We start from the raw sequence: 21,663 nt of genomic DNA on the forward strand, positions 1-21,663 counted from the left end.
GGCTTTATGCGGCACCGGTCTGGATGGCCTCGAGGAGTGTTGTGAACTCCGCTTTGGCGCCTTGGGCGTCATTGGTGACGTCCTTGTCGAACCAGAATCTGAAGGTGACAGTGACCTTCGTGCTCCCCGTAGCGGCGAGATTGGACCCGGTGATCGCGGTCAGCGCCGCGAGCTTCACCGGGGTGGACCAGGTGGTTCCGCCGTTGACCGTGTAGCTCACGTTGGTGAGCGACGCGACGTCGACGGTGCCGGCCGTGGTCTTGAGATCTTTGAGGGAGAGGCTCCAGTTGATGGGAACCGAACCCGTGTTCCGGACGACGAGGTCGAGGCGCGAACCCTTGGCGGGGTTGGCGGCGTCGGCGGGCGACAGCGGAAGGATGTTGGCGACCTGCACCGTCGCGGACGGGTCCAGGTCGGGCCCGACGCCGGCGACCTTGACCATCGCGGCTCCGACGGTGTTGCCGACGGTCGTCTGCTTGGCCGTGAACCAGGCGTGGGTGCTGCTGACGTCGGCCTGCGACAGGACGGCCGCGAGAGCGGCGGTCAGCGCGACGGCGGCGATGAGCGCGCGCCCTTCGGTGCGGCGCCGCGTGGGACGGGCCTGGCGGACGGCGGGAGCGGGACGGCTGCGGTGCGAGCGACGAGTCGGTGCCGCATCCGCTGCGGCAGCCGCGACGGCAGCCGCGGCGATCGAGGGGATCTGCTCGGCGATCGTCGTCGGGCCGACCGGCACCGCGAGGCGCTGGTTGCGGCGGGCGACACTGCGGCCCGCCTTCTCGGCGGCGCGCAGCATGCGCTTCATCTCGGCGCGGCTGATGCTGCGCGTACGCTCGCCGGTCATGCCGACACCTCCATGGCGTGTGCGACCAGGGCGTAGGTGAGTTCGCTGCCCTGGAGGTCGTTGGTGATGGACGCGGTCGTCGCGGCCTGCATCGTCACCGTGAGCGCTTCACCTGCACGGAGTCGGATGGGCGCGCTGATCGCGGTGTTGGCGCTGAGGACTCCGTCGATCAGCGGGGCGCCCGTGCAGCCGCATGCTGCGGTGACGTGGACGAACGGCGCGAGCTGGCGGACGTCGTCGAGGATGTCGGTGGAGAACGCGATCGAGATCGTCCCGTTCGTGACATTGGTCACGGTCACGCGCTCGGTCTCGACGAGCGAGCTGCCCAGCAGGACCGAGCCGGCCCCCCTGCGATCGATGCTGTAGGAGATGAGGTCGCAGTCGTCAGCGGTGCTCGCGTCTGCGGTCGTCTGCTCGGCGGCGTGGGCGCTCGTGGTCGATGCGAGGAGCATCGCGCCGGAGAAGCCGACGGCGATGATGGCGGCGAGACCGATCGAGGAGATGAGCGGGCGAGCGCTCGTCGCATCGTTCTCGGCACGTCGGCGGCGGGCCGCGACGACGAGGGCTACTCCGAGGATCAGGAGTGCGGCGGCCACGGCGATGGGGAGCACGAGATCGAAGCCCGTGACGGCCATGGGCGTTCCGCCGGCCGCACTGTCGACCAGCACGCACGGCCGAGTCGCCGTGTCCTGCACGTCTGTTGCGTTCATCGTTTCCCCCCTTTCAGGCATGCCGAATAGCGCTGCCGTCTGGGCAGCACGAATCACCCCGTGCGGGTCGTACTCCGCACGGAAGATGTAGAAGCTGTGGGTCGCTAGTCCGGCTGACCGGCGAATGCGCCGCTGACGCGGAACCGCGTCTCAGGCAACGCATTCATGTCGAGATCCCCACCTTGATTTTCCGGCCCGCGGCTGACCGCGTCGCTTTCCCCGCAGCCCGTCCCGATCGTGATCGATCCGGTCTGCAGCACCACGCATTTCTCATTCGTGGACCGGTCCGGTTTTTCCGGACATCATCATCTTGAGGGCCTGATCTTGGCGCCGCAAACGGCCCGAGGCCCAGATATTCGCTGTCCGCACATATGAGGACATGAGAGGGCAGTATGACCCTCATTCGGGGGACTTCGCGGCCCGAATCCGATCGGACCGGCAGGTTGCAGCAGGTATTTCCGGGCATGACGAAGCCACCCGCGCGCGGTCTGCTCAGATCGCGCGCGGGTGGCTTAGGAGGGTCAGCGGGTGACGGACTGGAGTGGACTGAGCCAGTTGTCCGCACCGGCGACGGTGTAACGCATCTGGTAGTAGTAGGTGCGGTTGGGGCTCAGGGAGCAGGTGTTGCTGTCGATGAGCGCGGCACCATCGAGGCAGTATCGGGTTCCGCCGCCGGAGAGGACGCCCGAAGAGGTGCGGACGGCTATCGGGTTGAACTGGTCGGTCGTGTTCCCCTGGCTGGTCTGATAGTTCGCGCCGCTGCCCCAGCAGAACAGTCCTCCCTTGGCAGTGACCGCGCAAGCGTGCACCCAGCCTGCGGACACCGAGGTGATCCCTTGTCCGAGCATCGTGGGTGATACAACGGCTCCCGCCGTCAGGGCGTTCGAGTTGGCCGACCCGCCACGGCCGAGCCAGCCGTTGTCGTTCGTGCCCCAGCAGTCGATCGCGTCAGTGCGCCACCCGCACGCGAGACGAGTCCCCACAGTGATCCCGGAGTAGGTACCGGAACTGGCGAGGGTGAGCACCCCGGCCGGGGAGGGATCGGTCTTGGTCCCCGTACCGAGCACGCCCCAGCGGTTGTCTCCCCAGCAGTAGACCTTCCCGACGTTGGGGGCGCTGGCTGAGATGGCGCAGGTGTTGTACCAGTCTGCGGCCATCATCTTCACGGGGGTGGTGCCGAAGAAGTTCGACGGATCGCTCACCCGGATCGCGGTCGCACTGTCGTTTCCGCTCGAGTTGGCTGCTCCCAGCCTGTTGGAGGCGCCGGACCCCCAGCACGCGATTCCCCCGCCTGCGCGTGCGGCGCACACGTGGAGGGACCCTGCGACGATGTCGACAGCTTTACCGGAGGCACCTGACAGCTCGCTTCCGGGTGAGGCGATGAGAGGCGTCGAGGAGGACGCCGGCGTGGTGAGACCGAAGGAGAAGTTGCTGTTCAATCCCCAGCATCCGATCGTCCCGTCCGAGGTGAGCGCGCAGTTGAACTGGCGTCCCGCCGTGATCTTCACGATGGTCTTGCCCGCGAACACGGCGTCGTTGACCTTCACCGCGGACGTCAGCTTATCCACGGTCGTCCCGTCACCGAGCTGACCGTAGCGGTTGCCGCCCGTGCACCAGATCCCCTTCGAGGTGCCGCTCGGCACGAGAGCGCAGGCGTGCTGTTCACCCGTGACGAGCTGCGTGATCCCGTCCGGGAAACCGGTGACCGCGGTGGCCGTGGTCTTCGTGGTGAGCGTACTGCCCGTCTCAGCAGTGGTGCCCCAGTAGTAGACCGTTCCGCCGACGACGGCATAGGTCACGTAAGCGTCGGAACCTGCGGCGACCTGCGTCGCGATGGGAGTGAGAGCTGGCGTGTCGACCGGTACGACATCGAGCGAGTTCACCTGGATGGGAAGCGGTGTCGAGGAGGAAGTCGTGTTACCGCGTGCGAGGTTGCCGGATGAGCCATTGCCCCAGCAGGCCATGCCCTTCTTCACTGTGACGACGCAGTTGGTGTTGTGGTTCGACGCCATCGCCTTGATGGGATCGCTGCCGAACGATGACGGGGTGGTGTTCATCGGGCCGGCCTTGTAGAACCCGTTGACGCCGAGAGACCCGCCTCGTCCGAGTTGACCGGACTGATTCTGACCCCAGCAGGTGTAGGCGTTCCCTCGCGATGCGCATGCGGTGTCACCGCCGACGGTCAGGTTCGTGAAGCCCGTCTGGGTCTCCGTCGTCTGCAGCTGGGTCGGATAGGCGTAGGTCGACGCGGCTCCATCTCCGAGGAGTCCCAGCCCCCCGCCGCCCCAGCAGGCCACATTGGCGAGCGTGCCCGTCTTGTCGTTCAGGACGCAGGTGACGCCGTGGGCGACCTGGACCTTGGTGACCCCGGTCAGGACGGTGTTGTTGTCCTGGATGTTGACCGGAACGGGGTTGACGTCGCGAATGGTCTGGTTGCCGAGCTGATTCCAGTTGTTGCGGCCCCAACAGGCCACTACTTCGTTGTTGCCGGGAGCCGTACCCGAGGACGAGGGCCCCTTGATGGCGCACATGCCCCAGGGGCCGGCGTCGACCTGGATCGGCTTGTAGGTGGCGAACACGTCCGTCTGTCCCGACGGGACGGTGAGCTTGACGGGAACCAGACTCTGGGTCGTGCTGGCTGCGACGCCGAGCTGGCCGTAGTTGTTGAGCCCCCAGCAGCCGATCGTCCCCTTGCTCGTCAGCGCACAGGTGAAGTACTCGCCCGCCGTGATCTGGATGATGGGCTCGTTGTTGAAGACGGTGTAGGCGTTGATCTCGACGGCGGTACCGCCTGCGGCCGTCGTGCTGTTGTTGCCCAACTGCCCGTTGCCGTTGTTACCGAAGCAGAAGACTCGACCCGTGACGGTCAACGCGCATCCATGCTCGAGACCCACCGTGACCTGCGTCACCTCCTCGGGAATACCGGCTACCGCCGTGGGGGTCAGCACCTGGGTCAGCCAGCTGGTGTTGGCGTGGGAGCCCCACCCGAAGACCTTCCCTCCGATCACAGCGAAGACGCCGGCGCCGTCGTCCGACATGCCGACGGCGGAGACCTCGCTGCCGCTCAAACTCGATCCCCCGGTTGTGTCCACGACCGAGGTTCCATTCGTCGTCGGCAAAGTCACCGGCGAGGAGGCCGACGAGAAGTCGTTGACCGAGGAACGCTGGACGGTCGCCGTCGTCGTCGGGGTCGCGCCGGCCGCCGTGAATGCGGACAGCGAGGGCGCGGTCCAGGCGACCGTGGTGGTCGTACCGGTCGGGCTCCCGGACTTCGTCGCCGTCAGGTCGGCGACCGACGGAAGCGTCGTGAGCGTGCCCGTCTGAGCGGCTGTCGTCAGCGCGCTCGTGAAGTAGGCGCCGGACGAGACCACGACCGCGGATCCGCCGACGGCGACCAGCGCGACGAGCGCGGCGAGCCGACGCGACACTCGCGTGCGCGCTCCAACGCGACCGCGCAGCTTCATGCTGCGGTGCTGACGGGCCGATGCTGCACCCACGTGATCCCCCTGTTGTTCCCATTCGCGCGAATTCCTGCGCGCTCTTGCCTGCATGTTGCTGTTCCCCACGGCAGCCGCAGCCGTTTCACCATACGATCGGCTTCGGCGACCCTCGGGGCGACACTCCGCCGAGCGGTCCGTGTCAGCGCGTCGCGCGACGACGGCCGTGCTCCTGAGCAGCCCGAGCGGAACGCCGCGTCGGCACCGCGGTGTCGATGGATCCCGCCGTACGGGACCAGAGCAGCTCCTGGGCGGCGACACTCCCCGGGTTGTCGAACGGAACCGCTGCCGTCATCCGCTCGTCACGCCGCCGCACGGGGACGGGTACCTGACCGACCGCAGCGTCGACGTGAGCCGCCGGCTTGTCACGTGGTCGGATCTTCTCCGAGATGTCGATGACGACGTGCAGGTCGGGGAAGTCGCTCGAGGACTGGGTGGTCGTCACCGTGTATTCGCCGACCAGCCGTCGGTCCGAGCTGAGGAGAACACGGGCGGTCTCGGAGCGGATGGAATCCATGAGCTCGAGTGCGACCGCCGGGTGCCCCGTCGCACTGTCCTCCGCGGGTGTGCGCTTCGGCTCGGTTCGAGCGCTTCGTCTCCCCCGAGTCCGGTCCGCTCGTCGTCGACCTTCGGGCCGCGCTTCGTGCGGTTCGGACCCCGCTCCGGGCATGAGCACCGGGACGAAGATGAGGGCCACGACTATCGCGAGGAGGCAGACACGGAGCGGCCAGTCCTGGCTCTGCAGCGCGAGAGTCGCCCAGAAGCCCCCCAGGTGGCCGTCGACGACACCGATGACGCGGTCGACGGGCACGGTAGCCGGGTCGTCCGCCTCATTGTTGTCGCCCCGCAGCAGCAGTGATCCGTCTTCGGCGACCTGTACGACACGGTGCGTGTAGCGGTCGCCCTCCGGTCGCTGCACGGTGACGACGGCGCCGACGACGAGGTCCGAAGGTGCGGCCGGGCGGATCGTGACCACGTCGCCCATGAGATAGGTGGGCTCCATCGACTGGCCGTCGACCTCGACGACCGTGTGACCGGTGAGAGTGACGGCGACCGCCGGAACAGCGAGCGCAGCGACGAGGAGCGTGATGGCACTCCAGCGCGCGATCGTCGAGACCCTCATGCTTCGACTCGATCCGTCAGTACGCCGTGCCCGCGTCGGCGCCGCTCTGGATGCCACGGGTCGTGATGGTGAAGGTGATGGCCTTGCCCTGCAGGGCGTCGGGCGCTGCCGAGTCGAGGTAGAAGCGCAGCTTCATCGACCGGGTGGTGTTCGCGGCCATCGTGAACTCCGCCGTCTTCGGCGATGCGTTCGCGGCGACCACCGTGGTCCAGTTGCTTCCGTCGTAGATGGCGACGCGTACCCACGGAAGAAGGGCACCCGATGCGTTGTCGGTCACGTTGGTGACCGCGACGGTGCCCCGCGTATCGAGCGACGCCGAGGCCACATCGAAGTTCACGATGCTGCCCGTCGACACGGAGGTGGCCGTGGTGGACGACAGGGGAACCAGGTTGGCGAGGGTGAACGACGGCGCGGTGTTGAGCGCGATCGTCCCCGGGTTCACAGCGTTGGTCTGCACGAGACCCTGCGAGGTGAAGTAGGCGTTCGTCGTGAAGACGACGATGCCGGAGAAGGTCGCGGCGATCGCAACCACAGCGATGACGAGTCGCAGCGTCAGGCGCGCGGGCGAGAAGCGACGGCGCCCGGTGGTACGCGTCCTCACCGGCACGTCGGGTCCGGTAGATGACGGAGCATAGGCCGTGTCGTCGAGTCCGCGGAGGCGAGCCGGCCGCGCGGGAGCCTCCGCGAGTGCGGACTGGTCGATACCGCGGCGGTAGCGGGCAGCAGCTCGGGGCCGGTCGAGGACGGGGGCGGTCATCGCACACCCAGTTCCGCGGTGGTGAAGAGCAGCTCTCGCGTCGAGAGCTCGAACATCGCGGGCTCGGTGACCGAGGTCTCACGGCGCAGCGGCAGCAGCGCGAGTCCGAGGGCTGTGACGAGGAGCGAGAGTCGCATCGGCCATTCCTGGAGTTGGATCAGTATTCCGCCGAGTACGGCGGGAAGCACCGTCTCGACCTGCCCGACCACCTGGTCGGGTGTGCGAACCGTGTCATCGGCGAATTCGTTCGCGTCGCCCTTCAGGTGCAATCCGCCCTCAGCGTCGATGCTCACGATCCGGTGCGTGAAATAGGTCCCGCCCGGGTCCTTCACCGTGACCATCATTCCGACGGCCAGATCCTCATCCGCGACGGGACCATCGATGACGACGCTGCCGCGGTAGAAGGTCGGCATCATCGAGCCGCCGTCGATGGCGACGACGGTGCGCCCTCCGATGAGCAGGTATCCCGCCGGCACGACGAGCGCGGCCGCGAGGATGCCGATGGCGATCCAGCGGATCAGGTTGAGCTTGCGCACGGGTACCTCTCGGGTGGCGGAACGGACTTTCCAGCGGACGGGGTGCCGTGGAGAAACGGGTGGCTCCTCCACAACGGGGTGCCGTGGAGAAACGGGTGACTCCTCCACAACGGGGTGCCGTGGAGAAACGGGTGGCTCCTCCACAACGGGGTGCGGTGGAGAAACGGGTGGCTCCTCCACAACGGGGTGCGGTGGAGAAACGGGTGACTCCTCCACAACGGGGTGCGGTGGAGAAACGGGTGGCTCCTCCACAACGGGGTTCTCGGGGAAACGGGTGGCTTCTCCGAGATGGGGACGGGGGTGGGGGAACGGGTGGCTCCCCCACGCCCGTCACATCATCAGTGAGGCTGTTCGGCGTTGACGCGCAGCGTGTAGCTGAGCTTCACGTTCTGGTAGTTGTTCGAGACCGCGGAATCCATGTAGAAGCGGACGACCTTGTTGACCGTCGTTCCCGCCGTCAGGGAGGTCTGCGCGATCTCCTTGTTCGTGGACGTCTGCGAATCGGCCAGCGTGCGGGCCGTCTCCCAGGTGACGGCCGTGGGGACGCCGTTGCCGTCGAAGGCAGTGGGCGTGCCGAACTGCACGTAGATGTTCGCCTGAGCGTCAGTCGAGCTCGGCGACCCTCCGCCGGTGGTGCCCGGGAGGGCGCTTCCATCGGTCTTGGTGAGGACGAAGGTGTCGATGTCGCCGGTCCAGTTGAAGTCACCGGTTCCGGAGTTCTTGACGTTGAAGACCTTCATCACGGGCTTGTAGGCCGCCAGGTCCGCCGTGGTGTACGGGGCGAGGTTGGTGATCGCGAACGTCGTGAGAGCGGAGGTGGTGCGCTCGTTGTTGAGAGCGATCGAGATGGAGTTGGTGCTCACCGTGTTGGTGGTGACGGTCTTCTCGTCGGTGAAGTACGCACTCGAGGTGACGACCGCACCGGCGACACCCGCCGCCACGACGACTCCTGCAAGCCCGAAGGCGACGAAGCGCCGACGTCCCGACGACTTCTTGCTCTGTGCGGGAACTCGGGTCCCGGTCACGGTTGCGGTCATGCTCTCTGCTGCTTTCTCTCGACGCTTTCGGTGATGGGCGACGGTCGCCTCATCCTTGACCCTCAAGTAGACCTTGAACCACGGGCACAGATGCAAGTGTGCGGTCCGAACGCGCCGTAGGCGTGAGACACGCCGAAAGTTCTGCGACGAGAATTAACGACCGAAATCGGATTGCAGTGCGAAGAAGACGTAGCCGCTTTCAGGACCCGAAGGGTTCAGGTCTCACGGGAAAACGGTTCGATATGAGCATTGTCATTCATCGCGTTCATTAACGTCCCCCGACCCGCTAATTCAGCGTAATCGCGGGGTACAAATAAGGAAGGGCACCAGACGCGAGGCGCCTGGTGCCCTTCCGGACTGCGAAGTGATTACTGCTTGTTGATCTGCATGGCGGACGCGTTGGCGTCGAAGCTGACCGTTGCACCCTGGTAGGTGTCGTCGGTGGTCGCACCGGCGAAGAAGACGCGCAGCTTGATCTCCGAGGTGACACCCGAGGCGAGGTTGGTGACGGTGAACTGGGCCGGAGGCGTGGTCACGATGCTCGAGAGCAGGACCGGGGTGCCCCAGGCGGTGCCGTTCCAGACCGAGACCTTCACGTTGCTCGTGGCGAGGTTGGCGCCGGTGGTGCTCTTGACCTGGAGGTTCGACAGCACGGCCGAGGCGGTGAGGGGCAGCGTTCCGGTGTTGCGGATCTTGATGACCGCCGCGGGGATCGCGGTGTCGGCGGCGTTGACGGCCTGCGCGTCGGTCATCGGGTAGGCGTTGCTGGCCTGGACGAGGCCCGTGGCGCTATCGCCGAGGTTGCCCAGCGACAGGGTGCCCGCGGTGACCGTGTTACCGGTCGCGGTCTTGGTCGCGGTGAACCAGGCGCCCGTGGTCTGCACGGCGGCGCCGGCGACACCGGCGGTCAGGATCGCGGCGGCCAGGCCGATCGCGATCGCACGGTTGCGCTTACGAGGAGCCACCGGGGCGGCGTTGACTGCGGTCATTTTCGTTCGTTCCTTTGTTGTGGTTGTTGCGATTGGTGTGATTGGTGTGATTGAGGATGTGATGAGTAAGCAGCGAGTGGGCGCGCGTGACTCAGGCGAGCTGGGTCACGACCATCGCCGGCCCGTCGGACGGGTAGTCGGCGAGCACGAGCGAGTCGCCGGCGACGAAGAGCGACGCGCGATCGGCCGTGGCGGCAGGTGCGTCGCGCCGCGCCGACGCGGCGAGGCTGTCGAGCACCTCGCGGACGCGGATCACGTCGCGAGATCCCATGCGCAGCAGCGAGTCGGCGGCCTGGGCGGTGAAGGCGAGCCGGCCGCGGCGGTAGGGAAGAACCTCGAAGCCGCCGCCGCGGAGCGTGCGGACGAACCAGAGTCCCTCGTCGAGCGTCTGCGTGCTCTCGGAGATCCCGAAGGCCCCGACGAACCGGTCGACCAGACGGGCCAGTGCACCGGCGAGCGAGTAGTCGCGGTCGATGCCGAAGCCGCCGTCGACGGCGCCGGAAAGTGTTGCGGTTGCGGTCATGTCGCCTGTCCCCCCGAACAAGTCGTACCCGGATTCGGGAGGGGCGGGAGTGCTTACGCAGCCCCGATCCGACCCCCCGGATCTGTCCGCCGAAATGCGGACTTGTTCATCTTGGGGATCGTCGAATGACGCCGCAACCGCGGGCGTTCCGAGATGTTCGCTGTCCGTACATGACGGCTCGGATCAGCCGTTTTCTCCCCTCACTCGGGGGGCGAAACGATTCGATCCGGAGCTATTCAGGACCTCGCGGCGGACGCGGTCGGACTGACCCAGGTATCAGCTCCGGGCAGCGTGTAATTGACCTGATACCAGTACGTGCGCCCCGGGACGAGCGAGCACGTCGTCGAACTCGTCTTGAGCGCGCCGTCGAGGCAACTGGTCGACACGCCGCTGATGGGAGGCGACGCAGGGTCGGTCCCCGACCAGACCAGCGACGGATTGGCGAGGTTGGTGGTGTTGTTGAGGTTCTGCTGCCCGAGCGCCTGGAGGTTGTTCAGGCCCCAGCAGGAGAGCGATCCCGTGGTGGCCAGCATGCACATCGCCCCCCACCCGCCCGAGAGCATTCTGGCCGATCCGCCGACCAGCACCGAGTTGGAGTCCACGACCGCGGTCGCGACGACGTATCCCGCCGTGGTGACGCCGTTGCCGATACCACCGCTGTCGCGCAGGCCCCAGCAGTAGGGACCGGTCGCCGTCGTCGCGCAGACGTTGAGACCGGCGACGGACACGTCCGTCGCGGCCGTCGTGAATGCCTCGGTGACGGTCTGGGTGGCGCTCGTCGCAGACGACGCGTTGCCCATCTGACCGTCGCCGGCCCTGCCCCAGCAGTAGGTGTACGAGTTCGAGGCGGCGACCGCGCAGACCGTGGTGCGGCCGGCGTCGAGGGCCGTGACTCCGGCGGCGAAGCGATTGTTCGGGTCGGTGATCTTGATCGCGGTGGCCGAGTTGGCGAGTGACGTCGCCACTCCCGCGCCGAGCGGATACTCGAAGTTGGAACCCCAGCAGGCGATGTACCTCGTACCGGACGGTCCCGCCTCGACGCAGATGGTGTCCCACCCCGACGTGATCTTCGTGGCCTTGCTCGCGCTTCCCACAGAGAACAGAGTTGAGACGACGGCGACCGGCGCGTTGCTCGACGCAGGACTGTTCGCCGGCTGCCCCAACTGCCCGACGTCGTTCTGACCCCAGCAGCCGATCGTCCCGTCGCTCGCGAGGGCGCAGGTGCCCATGTCCCACGCGGTGATGTCGATGAGGGTCTTGCCGGTGAACACTCCGGCGGAGTCGTTCACGAGCGTCGCAGCACTGCTCGTGCCCGCCGTGGTGTTGCCGAGTTTGCCGTTCGCGGAGTTACCCACGCACCAGATGCTGTTCGTCCCATTGATGGCGCAGGCGTGGTAATAACCGGCGGCCATCTTCGTGACGTTGGCCGGGAAGCCGGTCAGCTCGACGGGCACCGCCGAGACGGTGTCGTCCAGCTTGCGGCCCCATGAGTAGTACTTGCCGTCGATGCGGGCGACCTGGTACTCGTTACCGGAGTTGACCGCGAGGAGGTCTGCGCTGCCGCCGGGGAGAACCCGGGCGCCGTTGAAGATGACAGCGCGCGGAGCTGTCATGTCGCTGGTCGTCGCACCCTGTCCGAGGCCGTATCCATCGCCCTCGCCCCAGCACCACAAACCACCCGCGGTGCCGCTCGCGCATGCGGAGTACGGCCCTACCGAGAGGGTATTGATGGAACCGGTCGTCATTCCGGGCATGGTGGTGAGGTTCCGCGGGGTGAACGGGCCGGTACCGGTCGTGCCGATGCCGAGCTGCCCCGAGGCGTTCATTCCCCAGCAGGTGAAGGCGGCATCCTTCGACGCGCAGCCGACGGTGTAGCCGACCGTGACGTCCGAGTATCCGGTCACCATTCCGGACGGCGGGGCGCTGATGGCTCTCGGAGTCGGGTTGAGCGACGTCCCGCCGTCGCCCAGCATGCCGAGACCTCCACCACCCCAGCACGCCACATTCGCCTGAGTGGTGTCCCCGTTGAGCACGCAGTAGACAGCGTGGCCTCCGACGATCTTCGTGACACCCTGCAGGACGTTGTTCGGGTCGGCGATGTCGACAGGTGTTCCGTGAGCACTCGAGTCCGCGGTCGTGCCGAGCTGCTGCCAGTTGTTCCTGCCCCAGCAGGCGAGGCGGTTGTTCTGGCCGGGGTAGGTGGGCTCGAGCTTCGCGTCGTAGGTCGGGCCCTTCGCCGCGCACATTCCGTAGTTGCTGGCGCCGATGACATTCGGTTTGAACGTCGCGAAGACGCCGGTCCCGATGACGGCGACGGGGGTGAGACGGTTCGTCGTCGTGCCGTCTCCGAGCTGACCGTAGGTGTTGTCCCCCCAGCAGCCGATCACCCCATCCGACGCCAGCGCACAGGTGAACTTGTCGCCCGCGGTGATGGAGATGATGGTCTTTCCCGCGAGGGCGCCGTAGCTGATCTCCTTGGCGGTCGTCGGCCCACTGGTGCTGCCGTCGCCGATCTGTCCCGACCCGTTGAAGCCGACGCAGAAGACCTTGCCGGTGACGGACAGCGCGCACAGGTGGTCGAGGCCCGCCGCCATCTGGCGGATGTCCTCGGTGAAACCGGGGATGGGGGTCAGGATCGGGCTGTTGAAGTCGGGCCCGGTCACGGTGGTCGCAGTGGCCCAGGTGATCCCGGTCCCGTCCTTCTTGGCGGTTCCCCAGCGGTAGACCTGACCTCCGATGAGCGCGAAGCTGCCGGTGTTGGCGTCGCCGGTCGACGCCGCGACACGCAGAGTCGCGACCTGGGTGGCCTGTCGCGCACCGACCGGTGCGCCGCCGACCGTGTCGGTGAGCGACGTCGTCGTCGGCGTCGTGAGTGTGGTGGCGCCGGCGCCCAGGGCGAAGGAGTTCACCGAGTTGCGCTTCGCGATGTAGACCGGGTTGGTGCCGGTGCTCCCCGTGAGGGTCGGCGCGGTCCAGGAGACGGAGCTCGACTGGCCGCTGACCGTCTGGCCGCTGTTCGTGTCGATGCTCTTGGTCGCGGCCAAGCTCGTCACCGCTGCGAGCGCGCCCGCCGAGCCGCTCTGCGCTGCGGAGACCGACTGGTTCGTGAAGTAGGCGCCCGTTGAGCCGATCGCGACGACGGTGAGCGCGGAGAAGGCGGCGACACTGGCCACGATGTAGCGGCGGCGGCGGGTGCGCGTGCCGACTCGGGCCCGGGAGCCGCGCGCTCCGGTGATTCCAGCCCAGAGCTGGGTGGCGCGGGTTTCGCGTCGGCCGTTCATCGAGTTCTCTCCAGGGGTGCGTCGGGGTCTGGGGACGGGGCGGTGCTCAGCCACGACGTCCTCTCTGGGCGCGTCGCCTTCCGCGCTGGGACTGCGCACGGTGCGCGCGGCGGCGCTCCGACATCTCCTCGGAGTCCGTTGCGGCGACTTTCGCCGGACGGGCGGGTGAGACGCGGCGCGACTCGGTCGCCTCGCGCGCCGCGCGACGGCTGAGGGGCTGAGCCGGCGCCGCGATCGCGGGACTCGGACTCTGTTCGGCGCGATCCGGTGCGGGCTTCTCCACGATGTCGATGACGACGCGCACCTCCGGGAAGTCGCCGCGGCCGGGCTTGGTCGTGACGGAGTAGGTTCCGCTCAGCCGGCGATCCGAGGCGAGGAGAACACGGGCGACCGCGCTGCGCATCGAGTCGACGAGGTCGAGGGTCTCCTGATGACTTCCCTCGTGCTTCTCCGACGCGACGGGCGCATCGACCTTCGCAGCCTTCGCCGGGCGTTCCCGGCGGGGCCGTTCGGGCATCTCCTCCTCGGCGCGGCGGGAGGACGGTGCGGGCGCCTGCCCGGCCATCGGAATGAAGATGAGTCCGAGGATCATCGCGAGCACGCAGAGCCGGAGGGGCCAGCTCTGCAGCTGCATGATGAGCGTCGCCCAGATCCCGGTGAAGTGATGGGCGACGACACCCACCACCTTGCCCGGGTCGACCGGGTCCGTATCGTTGAAGTCGTTCGCATCGCCGCGGAGGATGAGCCGACCATCGTCCTCGACGCTCACGATGCGGTGCGTGTACCGCTCGGAGTCGCCGTCCTTCACGGTCACGACCGTGCCGGCGACGAAGTCGCCCGACTGCGGGGGACGTATGGTGACGACGTCGCCGATGCCGTAGGTCGGAGCCATGGACAGACCATCGACCTCGACGACCGTGAGGTTCGAGGCGGTCACGATGATCGCGGGCAGCGCGAGCACGGCGATCAGCACGCTGAGCAGCACCCAGCGCAGCAGGTTCAGCACTCGCACGGTCGTGTCCTTCTGATGGTGGCCGCGCTCATGAGAACGACGCGTTCGGATCGGTCATCGAGATGCCGTTCTGGATGACCTTGGCGGTGATGGTGTAGTTGACGCTCGTGCTCTTCATCGAGTTCGGCGTGGTCGAGACGAGGAAGAATCGCATCGCGAGATTCGCGCTGGTGCCGGCGGCGAGGGCGGTGCCCGTCGCCGAGACGGGGGTCGCCGCGTTCAACGCGACCGGGGTTCCCCAGGTCGTCCCGCCATCCGTCGACAGCGCGACTCGTACGTACTGGGTCAGCGCCGAGACGGGGGTGGTGACCTGGTTGACGGTCAACGACCAGTCCGACGACACCGACCCGTCGTTCGAGAGCTGAATGGGAACGATGATCCCCTTCGCGGCACTGGTCGTGTCGTTCGCATCGGTCGTGCTGAGGGGGAGGAGTCCCGTCGCCGTCCAGGTCGGGCTGGGCGCCGAGCCGTTCTTGAGCGAGACCTTGACCGTCGCGGACGTCGAGGTGTTGGAGCCGATGGACGCCTGATTGGTGAAGTAGGCGCCGGTCGCGAAAACAGCGGTTCCGGTGAGGGTGGCGATGACGGCGATGACCGCGAGCACCCCGCGGGAGATCCCCTTGAGGGCTCGAGCGCGGATCGAGATGCGCGCACGTGCCGGACCGGCGGCGGTCGTCACGCGACGCCGCCGGGGTGCGGGCACCTCGTCGACGATGCGGTGCCAGGCCCTGTCGAGCTCGTCGTCCTCGGCCGTGCGAGGAGCAGTGCTCGGCGCACCCTCGGCCCGCAGCCCCGAAGCGGCCCGGCGGCCTCGATTCGTTGTCATGACCGCACTCATCGGGCATGCACCTCCGCAGGAGCGGTGGCGAGCGCGACGGGCTCCCACTCCTCTTGATCTGCATCGTCGGAGCGGCGGCGCAACGGGAGCAGCGCCAGACCGAGGATCGTCACGAGCACGGAGAGACGCAGCGGCCACAGCTGGAGCTGGACGAGGATCGTTCCCCACGGCGGCGTCAGGATGTTCTGGACGGCGCCGAGGACGTCGTCGGGGTAGCGGGTCGAGACATCGACCGCAGGATTGGCATCGCCCTTGAGATGGATGCGCCCGTCCGCGTCGATCGAATCGATGCGATGCGTGTAGTACGACTGGTCGTCGCCGCGTACCGTCACGATCATGCCGGGGTGGAGTCCGTCTCCCGACAGCGGCCCGATGATGACCACGTCGCCGCGCTGGAGCACGGGCGCCATCGATCCGCCGTCGACGGTCACGACGGTGCGCTGGCCGGCGTAGATGTACCACGCGGGAGCGACGAGCGCGATCGTCAGGATCGTGACGGCGATCCAGCGAGCGGAACTGAGGGCGCGAATCGGAGTTTCCTTGGTTCGGGTCCGAAGGACGGGTTCGGGTCGTGAGGGCTGTCGGGTTCGGGGCACTGCCTCGGGGAGGGACGCGCACGGCGCCCCTCCCCGACGGATCAGTGGATCTGCTCGGCGTTGGCCTTGAGCGTGTACTGCACCTTGACGTTCTGGTAGTCGTTCGTCGCCGACGTGTCGAGGTAGAAGCGGACGACCTTCGTCGAGGTCGCGGCAGCCGACAGCGTCGTGCTGGCGATCTCCTTGTTGCCCGCGGTCTGCGAGTCGGCGAGCGTGCGCGCGGTCTCCCACGTCACGGCCGTCGGGACGCCGTTGCCGTCGAACGCGGTGGGTGTTCCGAACTGGACGTAGATCTTGCTCCCGGCGTCGGTCGCGCTCGGCGAGCCCGATCCGGTGGTACCCGGCAGCGCGCTTCCGTCGGTCTTGGTGTAGACGAGCGAATCGATGTCACCGGTCCAGGTGAAGTCACCCGTTCCGACGTTCTTGACCGTGAACACCTTCATGGCGGGCTTGAGGTTGGTCAGGTCCGTCGAGGTGAACGGGGCCAGGTTCGTCAGCGAGAAGGTGGCGAGCGCGGACGCTGCGGTCTGCCCGTCGAAGAGTCCGAGCTTGATCGAGTTCGTGCTGACGGTGTTGGTCGCCACTGTCTGCTCGTCCGTGAAGTACGCGCTCGAGGTGACGACGGCGCCGGCGACACCGGCGGTGACGACGAGAGCGGCGAGGCCGATCCCGAAGGTGCGCTTGCGGCTCTTGGCCGGCTTCTGGGACGAAACGGGGCGACGGGTCGCCGCGGTTGCGGTCATGGGAGGATCTGCTTTCTGTTGTGCCTGGAGCATGCGACGGACGTCGACGCTTTCGTAGTTCGGGTGTCGGTCGCGCTACGAAATGCAGGCCACCCTCGACAGCCAAGTCGCGACCCCACCTCGTGATGGACCGGGCCGCGACTCCTCCCCCGAACCCTCAAGTTGACCTTGAAGGAGCTGTCTGGATGCAATTTTCGGGCCGACGCGCGGTTCGGACGGAAGACACGCCGCCGATTTGATCTTTTTCTTTTCGCCGAATTCGCCGCCCGTGAGCCGCCTGAATATCGCCCCTCGCTATCAGGCCGAATAGAGACGACGCACGGTTCGCGACGCCGCGAAAAAGCCGACATCCGGCGCAAATAATTGCGTCGGATGCCGGCCTATTCGGTTATCGGCGGGGACGTATCAGGCGTCCCCGCCGAGACGACTCAGTGGATCTGCTCGGCGTTGACCTTGAGCGTGTAGGTCAGTTTCACGTTCTGGTAGTCGTTCGTCGCCGTGGGGTCCATGTAGAAGCGCACGACCTTCGTGGAGGTCACACCGGCCGCGAGGGTGGTGACCGCGATCTCCTTGTTGGTCGACACGAGGGCATCCGTCAGCGTGCGAGCGGTCTCCCAGGTGACGGCCGTCGGAACACCGGCCGACAGGGTCGTCGGCGTGCCGAACTGGACGTAGATCTTGGCCTGGGCATCGGTCGCACTGGGCGAACCGCCGCCGACGACAGTGGTACTCGGGAGGGCGCTTCCATCGGTCTTGGTCAACGAGAAGGTGTCGATGTCGCCGGTCCAGGTGAAGTTTCCGGTGCCCACGTTCTTGACGGTGAACACCTTCATCGACGGCTTGAGCGCCGTCAGGTCGGCCGAGCTCGCGGGGGCGAGGTTCGCGAGCGAGAAGGACGTGAGCGCCGAAGCATCGGTTGCACCGTCGAAGAGGCCGACGGTGATGCTGTTCGTCTGCACCGTGTTCGTGGTGACGGTCTTCTCGTCGGTGAAGTAGGCGCTCGAGGTGACGACGGCCCCGGCGACACCGGCGGCGACGACGACACCTGCCAGGCCGAGCGCGAGGAAGCGCTGACGCCTACGGGCCGGGTCCACGCTCTGCGATTCGCGACGGCGGGTGGCGATTGCGGTCATGTTCGTGCTGCTCTCTCTCATGAAGGGTGATGACACGGAACACCGGTCGTCGGCGTCCCGCGGTCGGAATGTGTCGCGGAACCGATCAGGGGATCTGGGCGGCGCTCGCGACGAGGTTGTAGACGGCGCTCTGGTTCTGCGTGCTCGCCGGTGCCGACGAGACGAGGCTCCCCTCGAACACGACCCGGATCGTCTGCCCCGCCTCGACCCGGGTCGCGGGCCCGGCAGTCGTCGACGAGAGGACGTCGTCGTACATCGCCGCAGGGTTGCACAGAGCGCAGTCACCCACGAGACGAACCCAGGGGGCGAGGTCGCCGGTGTCCTGGGTGACCTGGGTGCGGAACGAGATCTCGATCGGGAACGTCGTGATGTTGGTGAGGTCGACTGTCGTCAGCTCCTGCGGGATCGCACCGACGGTGGTCGACGACGTGCTGCTCCCCTGGAGCAGCGACCACGAGAGCAGCTCGCAGGTCCCGGACGTGGCTTCCGCGGCCTGGGCGCGCTGGCCGGGACTGATGCTCAGGGCCGAGGCGAGGATGAGCGCCAGCGAGACGCCGACAAGGGTGCGCGAGCGACCGGATCCGGTCCCCTTCCCTGAGCCCCTGCCGCGGCGCCGGATGAGCACGATGGCGAGCAGCAGCACGCCGAGCGCGATCGCAGCTCCTGCCACGACCACCCATGTCGACACGTCGACACCCGTCGTTCCGAGCCGGACATCGGTCGGTGTCAAAACGCAAGCCGTCGAATCCACGGCGCCCCCTAGAAAATCGCTGACGCGCGCGCCGAGAGGGTCCGAAACCGACGTCCCCCGATGCGCAGGGCTCCCCTGAACCCTTCGATGACCACTTGAAGGTTGGTCACGGATTGCATCGTTCCCTGAGAAACCGGCCAGACCTCGCCGACACGCCGCAGAAACTCCCGACGACATATGCAGGGGATGCGCGGGGCGAAGGGAGAGGTTAACGAGAAGGGGGGAAGAACGCCCCCGCGTTCTTCCCCCAGGTCCGCGAAATGCGACGGCGGACTCGTCTGTTTCCTGCGCCCCTACCCGAAGTGCGCGATCCAGGAGGAAGCTACCCGGCGTCCTCTGGTGATGACGAGTCTGGCGTGGGACGGATCAGTGGACCAATTCGGCCGTCGGCGCGATGTTCGCGCTGCGAACATTCGTGCGCAGCGGGATCGTCGCGAGCGAGAGCACGGCGCCGTTCTCGCCGGTGACGGTCCAGGTGCCGCCCATCGTCCTGAGGAGCGCTCCGACGAGGCCGCCTTCCGACGGTGCCGCCGGCGCGAAGCTGCCGTCGTTCTCGCAGCGGACCTCGAGCACGAGGCGCTTGGCGGAACCGGGGCCGCCGGACTCCGGCTTCGCGTGGACCGACAGCCGCGCGTGCCGTGCCCGACCGTGGCGCGCCGCATTCGTGATCATGTCGACGACCAATTCGCTCACCGTAGCGCCGAGCGCGGCATCGGCCTCGAGGAACATCGACGCGACGGGATCGTAGGTCCAATCGATCTCGACGATGCCGCTCCAGTCCGTGCGGAGCGAGCTGAGAACGTCGTCGACCGAGTGTCTCTCCGTGCGGACGGTCGCCAGCTCCGCCAGATCCGCGGTCGCGGCCCGGATCAGCTCGGCGGTCTCCTCGATGACTTCGGCGGTCGTGCGGTTCGACTGGCGACTCAGGTGGAGACCGAGAAGCATCGATGCCGCCGACAGTCGCCCCTGGACGGGACCGTGCAGCAGGGCTGCGACCCGGCGCCGGACATCGTCGGCCTGCAGGTGCGCGCCGTGTGCAACGGCCTCGAGCTCCTGGTTCATCAGTTCCAGCTCGTTCATCAGACCGAGCGTCTGACGCCGCGTCGCGACCGCGATCGAGGTCATCAGCGTTCCCAGAGCGACGAGCGGGACGAAGAGGAAGATCGGCGTCAGTTGGGTGTCGACCTTGAAGTTGGGCCCGATCCCTTCGACGAGCGGCGGGACGAGTCCGACGCCCGCCGCGATGAGAACAAGCAGGCCCCACTGGAAGAGCGCAGCCCGTCGGTTGCTCATCGGCGCCGAGAAGTGCTCGACCAGGGTGAGGACCACCGTGGCGGCCAGGATGGCGCCGGTTCCGAGAAGCACCGTGCCGAGCCCCGACGTGCGGAAGATCTCCGGACCGGTGCCCAGGATGATCATGAACGAGCCGACCCACGGCCAGGTGATCGGGCGCATCAGCACCTCGAGCACGATGTTGTTGAAGATCCGCGGGCGGCGCATGCTCCGCTGCATCTCGATGCTTCCCGGCTCGACCACCTGGTGGCTGGTCAGGCGGACGACGTCGTCGGAGACGCCCTTGATCTCGCCCGCGAGGTTCTTCAGCACATTGCGGGTGAGGCTCGAGTTGATGGCCGCGACCCGCTCGCTGAGGCGATCGATGTGAGGCTGCACCGCGGTGCGGACAGCGGCGGAGAGCGCAGCGGTCTGCTCCTCCAGGCTCGTCTCGGCGCTGTCGCGGATGCGCTCGAGACGGCGCTTGTTGGCCTCGAGCTCCTCGAGCCGCTGGCGCCGGATGTCGAGCATGGCCTGCACGATCGCCGCGGCGGGGACCCAGACCACCGCTCCGCAGATCGATCCGACGAGACGCAGCACCAGGTCGGGATCCGCGTCGGTCCACGCCATCACCGAGAGGGCGCGGCTGAGCCCGAGGGCGACGCCGAACGTCACCCAGTAGAAGACGAGGACGAGCACGTGCACCCGCCGCGTGGTGCGGTGGCGCAGCAGCGTGTAGTTGAAGACGATGCCGACGATCAGCGCACTGCCGACGCCGATGGCGCCGACGCCGATCGAACCGAGCGTGGTGAAACCCGTCGGCGCCTCGAGAGCGGCGACCGCGAAGACGGCGGGGAAGAAGAGGAAGGCGTACGACGACCAGGCGAAGGCCCACTTGCCGCCGGCGAGCTCGAGCAGGTGATCCACACGAGCGGGCAGCCGCATGATCCCCCCCGAGAGGCGGGTGCGGATACCGGTGCGGATGACGTCGGCGGGGACGCGGGGGTCCGCGACCTGGGCGGTCACCGGTCTACGCGGTCGCGCGAGAGGCCAGCGACGGGAGAGGGGCGCCATGTCGGCTCCCCTCGCCCCGTTGACCGGCTGTTCCCCCGAACAGGACGGTCATCGCTGTCGTCACGCCACCCCCCGGTGACGTTCCAGCTCCCCGGCTCCGACCCGAGCGGGGCGGGGAGTTCCTTCAGCATGAGGCACCGTTCACGACGCTGCAACCGCGTCCGTTCGCCGATGTTCGCTGAGCGCACATCGGCGACGGTGACACCCGAGCGGGCGCTGTCAGTGGACACGTACGCGGCCCTGCTGCCACATCAGGACAGCCCCGGTGCGCGGGTCGTAATCGCTCGCCTGCTTGAGTCCCAGCTTCTCGTAGAGGCGCTGGATCATCATCTCGGTCGCGCGGACGGTGGTGTTGCGGTGCTGGGCGATGCGGGAGGTCGCGAAACCTTCGGACAGCATGCGGAGCACCTCCGCCTGGCTGCGGGTGACGGTGGTGCGGTCCTCGATGGTCTCGACCGGCGCCTCGCGACGCGAGACCTCTCCGGCGAGCGCCGCCTCGACCGCGTTGACGAGGGTGCGCAGATCGCGCAGCTCGGACTTCACGAGGTAGACGGTGGGTTCCGGCAGACGCGCATCGGGTCCGATGGCGAGCTCCGGGGATGCGTGCGAGGTCAGTGCGACCATTCCGACCCAGGGCTGGTCCTCGTAGACGCGGGCGAGGAGATCGGCGCCCGACGGTCCCGATCCGAAGTTCAGGTCGGAGACGACGACGTGATAGTCGGTCTCCCCCAGCTCGGTCATCGCCGTGTGCACGGCGTCGACCGCGGTCACCTCGTAGCCTGCACCTCGGAGCGAGTCGCTCACGAGCGTGCGGGTGAACGGGTCATCCTCGACGACCAGGATGCTCCGCGAGCCATTAGACATCTTGCAAGTCCCCCCGAACCGGAGTGCCCTCCGCGGATCGGCGGTGGTACTGCACTCAATTGCCCTCTGATCATTCCGGTCGTACG

The 21,663-nt window shown here is 67.4% G+C and carries 19 protein-coding genes; all 19 read right to left on the minus strand.

Features of this window, described 5'->3' with window-relative positions; translation table 11 throughout:
* Positions 1-4: 4 nt before the first annotated feature.
* The 19 genes from DDQ50_RS00840 to DDQ50_RS00920 all read right to left on the minus strand — a co-directional run bounded on the left by DDQ50_RS00840 (position 5) and on the right by DDQ50_RS00920 (position 21,577).
* On the minus strand, positions 5-841 hold the full coding sequence (locus tag DDQ50_RS00840; protein ID WP_116754849.1) for a M73 family metallopeptidase: 837 nt from the start codon (positions 839-841) through the stop codon (positions 5-7).
* Entirely contained in the window at positions 838-1,551 is a 714-nt protein-coding gene (locus DDQ50_RS00845; RefSeq protein WP_133245871.1) for a hypothetical protein, read from the minus strand. The genes DDQ50_RS00840 and DDQ50_RS00845 overlap by 4 nt, the downstream gene beginning before the upstream one ends.
* 104 nt (positions 1,552-1,655) lie before the next feature.
* Positions 1,656-1,814 carry a hypothetical protein gene (locus tag DDQ50_RS17120; RefSeq protein WP_165829636.1) on the minus strand — a complete coding sequence of 53 codons (159 nt, stop codon included), beginning with the start codon at positions 1,812-1,814 and terminating at the stop codon, positions 1,656-1,658.
* A 258-nt stretch (positions 1,815-2,072) separates the two neighbouring features.
* Positions 2,073-5,048: an RCC1 domain-containing protein gene (locus DDQ50_RS00850; protein WP_133245872.1), complete on the minus strand. Its 2,976-nt coding sequence runs from the start codon at positions 5,046-5,048 to the stop codon at positions 2,073-2,075.
* Positions 5,049-5,190: 142 nt separating this feature from the next.
* Positions 5,191-6,171 carry a signal peptidase I gene (locus DDQ50_RS00855; RefSeq protein ID WP_116754852.1) on the minus strand — a complete coding sequence of 327 codons (981 nt, stop codon included), beginning with the start codon at positions 6,169-6,171 and terminating at the stop codon, positions 5,191-5,193.
* A 16-nt stretch (positions 6,172-6,187) separates the two neighbouring features.
* A complete protein-coding gene (locus tag DDQ50_RS00860) occupies positions 6,188-6,928 on the minus strand; it encodes a hypothetical protein (protein ID WP_116754853.1) in 741 nt (246 codons plus the stop codon).
* Positions 6,925-7,464 (minus strand): signal peptidase I, encoded by a 540-nt coding sequence (locus DDQ50_RS00865; protein WP_165829637.1) that lies wholly within the window; start codon positions 7,462-7,464, stop codon positions 6,925-6,927. Before DDQ50_RS00865 ends, DDQ50_RS00860 begins: the two co-directional genes overlap by 4 nt.
* A gap of 338 nt (positions 7,465-7,802) precedes the next feature.
* Complete coding sequence (locus tag DDQ50_RS00870) at positions 7,803-8,501, minus strand: hypothetical protein (protein WP_116754855.1); 699 nt, start codon at positions 8,499-8,501, stop codon at positions 7,803-7,805.
* A gap of 368 nt (positions 8,502-8,869) precedes the next feature.
* The gene (locus DDQ50_RS00875; protein ID WP_116754856.1) at positions 8,870-9,490 is read right to left on the minus strand and encodes a hypothetical protein; all 621 of its coding nucleotides are present in this window, start codon (positions 9,488-9,490) and stop codon (positions 8,870-8,872) included.
* A 91-nt stretch (positions 9,491-9,581) separates the two neighbouring features.
* Positions 9,582-10,013 carry a hypothetical protein gene (locus tag DDQ50_RS00880; protein WP_116754857.1) on the minus strand — a complete coding sequence of 144 codons (432 nt, stop codon included), beginning with the start codon at positions 10,011-10,013 and terminating at the stop codon, positions 9,582-9,584.
* A 236-nt stretch (positions 10,014-10,249) separates the two neighbouring features.
* Complete coding sequence (locus DDQ50_RS00885; RefSeq protein WP_116754858.1) at positions 10,250-13,294, minus strand: RCC1 domain-containing protein; 3,045 nt, start codon at positions 13,292-13,294, stop codon at positions 10,250-10,252.
* Positions 13,295-13,340: 46 nt separating this feature from the next.
* Positions 13,341-14,306, minus strand: a complete 966-nt coding sequence (locus tag DDQ50_RS00890; RefSeq protein WP_165829638.1) for a signal peptidase I — start codon at positions 14,304-14,306, stop codon at positions 13,341-13,343.
* A 28-nt stretch (positions 14,307-14,334) separates the two neighbouring features.
* Entirely contained in the window at positions 14,335-15,132 is a 798-nt protein-coding gene (locus tag DDQ50_RS00895) for a hypothetical protein (RefSeq protein WP_116754860.1), read from the minus strand.
* 8 nt (positions 15,133-15,140) lie between these two features.
* Entirely contained in the window at positions 15,141-15,740 is a 600-nt protein-coding gene (locus tag DDQ50_RS00900; protein WP_165829639.1) for a signal peptidase I, read from the minus strand.
* 41 nt (positions 15,741-15,781) lie between these two features.
* A complete protein-coding gene (locus tag DDQ50_RS17125; RefSeq protein ID WP_165829640.1) occupies positions 15,782-16,483 on the minus strand; it encodes a hypothetical protein in 702 nt (233 codons plus the stop codon).
* 428 nt (positions 16,484-16,911) lie between these two features.
* On the minus strand, positions 16,912-17,616 hold the full coding sequence (locus DDQ50_RS00905) for a hypothetical protein (RefSeq protein WP_116754862.1): 705 nt from the start codon (positions 17,614-17,616) through the stop codon (positions 16,912-16,914).
* Between the two features lie 85 nt (positions 17,617-17,701).
* The gene (locus tag DDQ50_RS00910; protein ID WP_133245873.1) at positions 17,702-18,367 is read right to left on the minus strand and encodes a hypothetical protein; all 666 of its coding nucleotides are present in this window, start codon (positions 18,365-18,367) and stop codon (positions 17,702-17,704) included.
* A gap of 366 nt (positions 18,368-18,733) precedes the next feature.
* A complete protein-coding gene (locus tag DDQ50_RS00915; RefSeq protein WP_133245874.1) occupies positions 18,734-20,713 on the minus strand; it encodes a sensor histidine kinase in 1,980 nt (659 codons plus the stop codon).
* A 219-nt stretch (positions 20,714-20,932) separates the two neighbouring features.
* On the minus strand, positions 20,933-21,577 hold the full coding sequence (locus tag DDQ50_RS00920) for a response regulator (protein WP_165829641.1): 645 nt from the start codon (positions 21,575-21,577) through the stop codon (positions 20,933-20,935).
* Between the last annotated feature and the right edge of the window lie 86 nt (positions 21,578-21,663).

It is taken from the genome of Amnibacterium flavum, assembly GCF_003097495.1.
GTDB lineage: Bacteria > Actinomycetota > Actinomycetes > Actinomycetales > Microbacteriaceae > Naasia > Naasia flava.